This window comes from Gordonia tangerina, from assembly GCF_021556435.1.
GTDB lineage: Bacteria > Actinomycetota > Actinomycetes > Mycobacteriales > Mycobacteriaceae > Gordonia > Gordonia tangerina.
In genome coordinates, this window is sequence record NZ_JAKGCU010000051.1 from 1 (window position 1) to 7,185 (window position 7,185).

Genomic DNA, 7,185 nt, shown 5'->3' on the forward strand with positions numbered 1-7,185 from the left:
GCGCTTCACATGCCATCCGGGTGGCCCGGTCCTTGAGTTCCTCACTGTACTTGCGTGGTGCTGCCATGCTCTCCATCCTTCACAGGTTCGAGAGCCTCCGACAGACCCGGGGCGGTTCAGTTCGCGGTCGTCGCCGACGAGCGAGTCAGATATCTTCCCGTCCCGGCTGACCGCAGTGACCGACAACGAGCGAGCCTCCCAAGAAGTCCCGCGAACGGACAGTCCCGGTCAGAAGGTGATCAGCGGTTTGGCAATGTTGTCCTGCTTCTCGGCCATCATCACAAACGCGTCCTCGACATTGTCAAAGCCGAATCGATGGGTCGTCATTGTCGTCGGATCGACCTTGCCGGTCGGAATCGGGGTGAACAGTCGCGACATCCGGTCGCTGCCACCGTTACACAGTCCGGTCCGAATGGCTTGTCTCCCATGTCCAGTCCACACGCCATCAGATCGAGTGGCAGCGGCGCCGGATTCTCGCCGTGGCACGCGATATTCGACAGGGTGCCACCTGCCTTGAGGCAGGTCTACGCGGCCTCAAAGGTCTGCGGGAAGCCGAGTGCCTCGATCGACGCATCCACTCCGACGCCTCCGGTGAGGTCCATGATCTGCGTGACAGGATCACCGTCGGTGGAGTCGACGATGCCGTCGGCGCCGAAACGTTTGCCAGAGCTATGCGTTCAGGACGCGACACGACGGCGATGATCCGCCCCGTGCCCAGTAGTTCTCCCTCCCCCGATGGTGGCACACAATCCGACCGCACCCTGCGCGAAGATCGCCACGGTGCCACCGATCTCGATCTGCGCGTGCTCGGCCCGTCATGAGTCCGGTGCTGAGCATGTAGCAGGCGTAGACTGCAGCCTTGTCGCTCAACTCGTCCGGGATCGGGGCGAGATTGCCTTGCGCCGCCGGCACCACGAAGAACTCGGCGATGTTGCCGTCGACATGTGCGTGTACTTGTAGCTGCCGAGAAGCCGCATTGGCTAGTGAAACCCCGCTGACACTACGAACATTCGAAGCAGGGTGTAGCAACGTTCACTGTGACGCGCTGGCCCTCGGTGAAGCCGGTGACCGCGGATCCGAGTGCGGCGATCACGTCGACCGACTCGTGTCCGAGGGTGCGACCGTTTCGACGGGCAGACCGTTGCACTGTCCACATCTTGAGGTGCAGTTCAGCGCAGCGGGTTTCAGAAAGAGAAAGATTGGTGTGGCGGTGCCCGTGTTCGGGCAGGAGCGATCGGCCTGCCATGCCGGGGCCGGATGGCCGACCGAGGTGCGGGTCATCCGCTCGGGTACTCCTCGGACGTCCGACCCTGCAGGGGTGGCTCTACAGGGCCGGACGTCCGGGGGCTAACTCGTCAGGGCGTCGTAGAAGGCCGTCTCGAACTCCATGTACTTGGTGAACGAGGTGGGGTCGCCGAACGGCAGGATCTGGGTGGCCCAGTATCCGCCGTATCCGTTCTGGCGGTCGATCCAGTAGAAAAGATTGGCCAGCCCCGCCCAACCCTGGGCGCCTGCCGGGCGTCCGGTCGGCGCCGTCTCGTTGTTGATCATGAACGGCAACGACCACGACTTCGACTGTCCCGGGAAGAATTCCGCGTCGTTGGACAGCGACGGGATGACTCCCGGCAGCATGGTGACCGGCAGATCACCGAGATGATTACGCAGCGCCATCTCCACGGTCTCGGCCTTGAGGACCCGACCACCCTCTCCCGCACCGTCGTTGAGCCACATCCGGATGAACTTCATGTACTCACCGACGGTCCCGTACAGGCCGTGTCCACCGAAGTCCACCTCCGGCGGCGACGGTAGTTCCAGACCCATCGGGGTCAGCGACCCGTCTGCGTTACGCGCATGGATCTCGGTCAGATGCGACCGAAAGTCCTCACGCAGAATGAAACTCATGTTCTCGATCCCGAGCGGAGCGAAGATGCGCTCGGCGAACACTTCTCCGAGCCGCTTCCCGCGTAGCCCCTCGACCACCTGACCGGCCCAGTCGATGTTCGTTCCGTACTGCCACCGCTGTCCCGGATCGAAGAGCAGCGGTGTCATCAGCGCCGCCCGACTGGCGGTCGTGACGCTGGGCTGCCCCTTCTCCTCTGCGAGACGTCGATAGATCTCGTCGAAGAAGTCGTAGCCGAATCCGCCCGTGTGCGTGAGCAATTGGCGGGTGGTCGGCACCGACTTCGGAGCCCGCAGGATCGGTTCGCCGGCGTCGTCGAAGCCCTCGATCACCTGCAGGGTGCCGATGGCGGGCGCATATGTGCTCGCCGGCGCGTCGAGGTCGAGCAGGCCTTCTTCCACCAGCTGCAGCGCCGCGGTCGCGGTGATCGCCTTGGTGGTGGAGAAGATCGCGAACACGTCGTCGGTGGTCATCGGCGCCGACCCGCCCAGGCTGCGTTGGCCCGCGACACCGGAGTACACGGTGCGATCACGGTCGGTCACCATCGCCACGACGCCGGGCACGCGGGCGTCCCCGGTGACGGATTCGGCGAGAATCCGATCGGCTGCATCGGCGAAGGTGGAAATATCAAGTGAAGAGAATGCTCTGGTCATAGCTCTATCCTTCCGCAAAAATGACCTGGATCACACTGTCCGTCAGGACAGTGTGAAACCCTTGTACCCGGCCGCAGCGGCCTCGAGCGTGGCGTCCCGATAGGCGCCGACGCCACCGACGTAGGACAGGACCCGACGCGGTTTGCCGGGCACGTTCGACCCGACGTACCAAGAGTTGGTCTTGGAGATGAGGTTCGCGTCGGCGAGTTCGTCGTGGTGGGCGACCCAGGCTTCCTCACCCTCGGCAGTCGGCTCGATGACCGTCTTACCGGTGGCACGCATGTGCCGGATGGCCTCGCTGATCCACTCGGTCTGCTGCTGCAGGCAGGTCGTCATGTTGCACAGCGCCGCCGACGGCGCCAAAGGCGCCCCGGTGGTCAGCATGTTCGGGTAGCCGTGCACCATCAGGCCCATCGTCGTGCGGATGTCACGACTCCAGTCGTCAGCGAGGGTACGGCCGTCGCGACCACGGACGTCGATGCGAGTGAGCGCACCGCTGCCGGCGTCGAACCCGGTCGCCATGATAATGACGTCGAGCTCGTGCACGGTGCCGTCGGCGAGCTCGATGCCGTTCTCCCGGATGCGGGTGATGGGATTGTCGCGCACCGGCACCGCGGACACGTTGTCACGGTGATAGACCTCGAGATAGTTCGTCTCCAGCGGCACCCGGTGCGTACCGAAGCCGTAGTCGCTCGGGATCAGCAGATCGCACAACTCCGGGTCGACGAGGCGGGCGCGCATCTTCTCCCGGACGAACTCCGACACCTCCTCGCTGACCTGCTCGTCGGAGAAGATCTCGGCGAACGAGGCGAGCCAGAGCTTCAGGGAGCCATTCGCGTAGTCGTCCTCGAGCCGCGCCCGACGCTGCGCGGGGGTTAGATCCTCCCACGCGTCGGTGAAGTCGTATTCGAATCCGGTGAACGTGTGCGGCAGGGTGTCCTTCAGCTCGCCGAAACGCGACTTATACCAAGCGACCTCCTCGGGGCCGTAGGACGGATTCTTCATCGGCAGCGCGTACTGCGGGGTACGGATGAACACCTTCAGCTCGTCGACGTCGGCGGCAATCGACTGGATGACCTGGATTCCGGTCGCGCCGTTGCCGATCACGCCGACGCGCTTACCTGCGAAGTCGATGCCTTCCTTGGGCCAGCGGGCGGTGTGCACGAGCTGACCACCGAAGTCGGATTGGCCGGGGAACAGATCTTTCATCGGCGCCGAGAGCATCCCGCAGCAGGTGACGAGAAACTGTGCGTCGATGATGTCGCCGTCGGCGGTGGTCAGTGTCCACCGGTTGCGGTCCTCGTCGAAAACGGCGCTGGTGATCTCGGTTTCGAGCGAGATGTCGCGGCGCAGGTCGAGCGAGTCGGCGACGTAGTTGAGCCATCGTTCGATCTCCTCCTGTCCGGGGAAACGTTGGCTCCAGCTCCACCCGTTGTAGAGGTCTTCGTCGAACAAGTACTGGTAGATGTAGGCCTCCGAATCGAAACGGGCGCCCGGATAGCGGTTCCAATACCACGTGCCGCCGACGCCGGACGCCTTGTCGTAGGCCCGCACCTCGAGCCCTTGCTCACGCAGCATGTGCAGCTCGTACAGTCCGGCGACTCCGGTGCCGATCACGGCCGCGTCGAGTGTGGTTGTTGCCATCGGGTCCTCCTGGTTGTGACGGTCCTCACGTTCCAGGTAAGTGTCGAGAGTGTCCGGGTGGTCTCAGGTGTCCCAAATTGGGACACGATTCCTGACCCCATCGACGGTGTCGACGCAGTTGATGACGTTGCATAATCTGCTGTTGTGTGGCAGGTCACAATGGAGAGGGACCGACGAGATGAGGGCGCGCGATGATGAGCGATATCCGTGAGCGGCAGCTCCGCATCGCCGCCGCACGGGCCGACTTCCTCGAATACGGGCCAGCGGGCGCCGCGGGCGTTGACGACGTGGTCGCCGCGTCCTGGGAGCGCAGCCACGATGCCGGCGTCGATGCCGATCGCTACACCGTGGCGTTCTTCGAGGACATCGACTTCGATTCGCGGTTGGCCCGCTGCGCGCAGCCGGTGATCGAGCGCCTCGCCCGAGACATGTCCGACGTGCCGGTCACCATCGCCCTGACCGACGCCAAAGCCCGTATCGTCGATCGGCGCGACTGCTCCACGGCCGTCGGGCGTGTGCTCGACCGCGTCGACTTCCAGCGCGGTTTCTGCTTCGACGAGAGCGGCGTCGGAACGAACGGCGTCGGAACGGTATTCGAGGTCGGAGCACCCGTCACTGTGGTGGGAAACGAGCACTTCAACCAATCACTCGTGCAGTTCGCCTGTGCCGGCGCCCCGGTCTTCGACCCGCTCACCGGCCGCGTTGCCGGAGTCCTCGACGCCAGCATGCTCGCTGACACCTGGAATCCTTTGGTGGACGCACTGATTCGCTCGGCAGCGGCTGACATCGGCCGCAATCTGCTGCTCGACCGCAGTCAGGCCACACGAGCGTTGTTCGAGACCTATCTACGCGCTGACTCGCGCCCGCGCCAAGCAGTGATGGCCGTCGGCAGCGCCGCACCCCAGCTCACCGGCTCCGACACCGTGATAGCCAACGAACGCGCACGGGAGATTTTGTCGCCGGCAGATCAAGAACGCGTGGTGGAGTTCACGCGCTTCCTGATGTCCCGCCACGACTCCGGTGCCCGCCGGGTCACCCTCGACGACGGTCGAAGCATCCGGCTGCGGTCGACTGCCATCACCTACCACGGAGACGCCGTCGGTATGGTGCTCTTACTCGACGAGGTCGACGATTCTGCGCCGGGATCGATTCGCTTGCAACCACTTCGGTCGCTATCGACGCCGATCGCGCGGAGCGAGCCGGCGAGCAGCCCGGCGTGGCAGGCCGCCCGAGCCGAGGCACTTGCCGCGCTTGAGTCGGGAACCGGCGTACTGGTCATCGGCGAGCCGGGCTCGGGACGTCTGAGCTTGATCGCCGAGGTCTTCCACGAGGTCTACGGCGATGCACCAGTGGTCGTGATCGACGCACAGCGCGTTGAGTGCGGCGAACAGGTCGCCGGACCCGAAAGCGCCGTCGACGACTGCGCTCTGCTGGTGATCCGGCATCTCGACAAGGTCTCCGCGACTACCGTGGACACCCTGACTCTCGTGGTGGCCACCGCGACCGAAGCGGGATACCTGTCCGCGGTCACGATCGAACCGCCCACCGATGAGCATCCGTCGGCGGTTACGATGCCGGGCATCGGCCAGTCCGTCGCCATCCCACCCCTGCGGCTGCGGGGCAGCGACCTTCACACGATCGTGGTGCGCGTTGTCAAAGCCTTGGCGCCTCAACGCAACAGCCGGATCAGCCCAAAGGCCATGCGCGTCCTGGCCGCCTATTCGTGGCCGGGCAACATTCCGCAACTGCGCGAGGCCCTCGCCGAGGCACTGCGCAGGCGGCCCGTCGGTGAGATCCAGCCCGACGACCTGCCCGGATACTGCCGTGCTAACACGACTCGCGCGCTGACGGTCCTCGAGGCCGCCGAACGCGACGCGATAGTCACCGCGCTCATCGAATGCGATGGTAACCGGGTTCGCGCCGCCGCGTCGTTAGGGTTCTCGCGCAGCTCACTTTATCGAAAGATCCACTCGTACGGCATCTCCGGGGTGTGAGCCCGTTCCGGGATTCGCTCGGGCACGGTCACGACCCTTCGCGCTTCAGCTCGTCGCACTCGTGTCATCAGCTGTGGCCCGTGACGCCTGTGCCTGCAATTCGGCGACCGACGATCCGAGTCCGGAGGAGTGCAACTCGTGTCGACGAAAATACGCCGCCCCCGAGCGGTCGGCGTAGAAGCGCGGCCTGACTACTTGGCGGTCATCCGTTGATGCGCGGCCGCGAGGCGGCTGGAGAGCGCTGGATCATGTCAACATCGCGGAGCTCGTCAGGCGGGGCCTCGATCAGGACGGTCGGATAGGGCTGCCGACAACCGAACCCGCTCGTGACAACGTCTTCCACATCCCACTTCACAAAGCCGTCGGTAAGGTGAAAAACTAGCTCTGACCTGTACCTATCTGGTGCCCTCGGTGAGACTCGAACTCACACTGGACGGGTTTTGAAACCGCTTGAAGCAATAGTTACCACACGATGACACATCCGGTCAAGATGTACCGATTCAGCTGCTTAAACGGCACTCTCAGAACCGCCGAGACTGACCTACGATGACAGATCGAGACCCTAATAGTCTCCGACCTGCCCCACATTTGCCCCACGTGGGGCACACACCTGCCCCACGCTCAGGTAACCTCATGACCTATGGCGTGGACCGAAAAGCTAGCCAGCGGACGACACCGAGGCATGTACCGCGACGCCGACGGCAGAAAGAAATCGGCCGGCGTCTACGACCTCAAACGCACAGCGAAAGCCAAAGCTGACGAGGCAGAGGTAAATGCACGCGGAGAACAGACAGCGCCCGCCTCCTCGATGCCGTGGGGAGAGTGGGAACAAACCTGGCAAACGCATCGACGAGTTACCGAGGGCACCCGATACTGAATCGCCCCGGGTTTGCTGGAGGCTCGGTTAGTTGGTTCCAGCGTTTGCGGGGACCGGGTTCTCACGGTAGCTGGTGACGGTGTGGGTCGACCAGTAGGCGCTCTCGTACTCGACGGG

Annotated in this window: 6 protein-coding genes; 2 read left to right on the forward strand and 4 right to left on the reverse strand. The window is 64.1% G+C overall.

Annotated elements, in window-relative coordinates; all coding sequences use genetic code 11:
• Positions 1-228 precede the first annotated feature (228 nt).
• Positions 229-378, reverse strand: a complete 150-nt coding sequence (locus L1892_RS24425) for a hypothetical protein (protein ID WP_235726336.1) — start codon at positions 376-378, stop codon at positions 229-231.
• 101 nt (positions 379-479) lie between these two features.
• Here L1892_RS24425 and L1892_RS25115 point away from each other — a divergent pair, with 101 nt between their 5' ends.
• Positions 480-821 carry a hypothetical protein gene (locus L1892_RS25115; protein ID WP_435948571.1) on the forward strand — a complete coding sequence of 114 codons (342 nt, stop codon included), beginning with the start codon at positions 480-482 and terminating at the stop codon, positions 819-821.
• A gap of 179 nt (positions 822-1,000) precedes the next feature.
• Here L1892_RS25115 and L1892_RS24975 read toward each other — a convergent pair whose 3' ends face one another.
• From L1892_RS24975 to L1892_RS24445, 3 genes are all read right to left on the reverse strand, one after another.
• Complete coding sequence (locus L1892_RS24975) at positions 1,001-1,246, reverse strand: alcohol dehydrogenase catalytic domain-containing protein (RefSeq protein ID WP_308191737.1); 246 nt, start codon at positions 1,244-1,246, stop codon at positions 1,001-1,003.
• Between the two features lie 101 nt (positions 1,247-1,347).
• Entirely contained in the window at positions 1,348-2,553 is a 1,206-nt protein-coding gene (acmB, locus tag L1892_RS24440; protein WP_235726338.1) for a methyl acetate hydrolase AcmB, read from the reverse strand.
• Positions 2,554-2,595: 42 nt separating this feature from the next.
• Positions 2,596-4,197, reverse strand: coding sequence for a flavin-containing monooxygenase (locus L1892_RS24445; protein ID WP_235726339.1), 1,602 nt, complete (start codon positions 4,195-4,197; stop codon positions 2,596-2,598).
• A 194-nt stretch (positions 4,198-4,391) separates the two neighbouring features.
• Here L1892_RS24445 and L1892_RS24450 point away from each other — a divergent pair, with 194 nt between their 5' ends.
• Positions 4,392-6,191, forward strand: a complete 1,800-nt coding sequence (locus L1892_RS24450) for a sigma-54-dependent Fis family transcriptional regulator (protein ID WP_235726341.1) — start codon at positions 4,392-4,394, stop codon at positions 6,189-6,191.
• Positions 6,192-7,185 lie beyond the last annotated feature (994 nt).

Bases quoted from the DNA above. Each gene is read 5' to 3' on its own strand.
- L1892_RS24425 (WP_235726336.1), bottom strand. From the start codon at position 378: ATGTCGCGACTGTTCACCCCGATTCCGACCGGCAAGGTCGATCCGACG.
- L1892_RS24975 (WP_308191737.1), bottom strand. From the start codon at position 1,246: ATGGCAGGCCGATCGCTCCTGCCCGAACACGGGCACCGCCACACCAAT.
- acmB (WP_235726338.1), bottom strand. From the start codon at position 2,553: ATGACCAGAGCATTCTCTTCACTTGATATTTCCACCTTCGCCGATGCA.
- L1892_RS24445 (WP_235726339.1), bottom strand. From the start codon at position 4,197: ATGGCAACAACCACACTCGACGCGGCCGTGATCGGCACCGGAGTCGCC.
- L1892_RS24450 (WP_235726341.1), top strand. From the start codon at position 4,392: ATGAGCGATATCCGTGAGCGGCAGCTCCGCATCGCCGCCGCACGGGCC.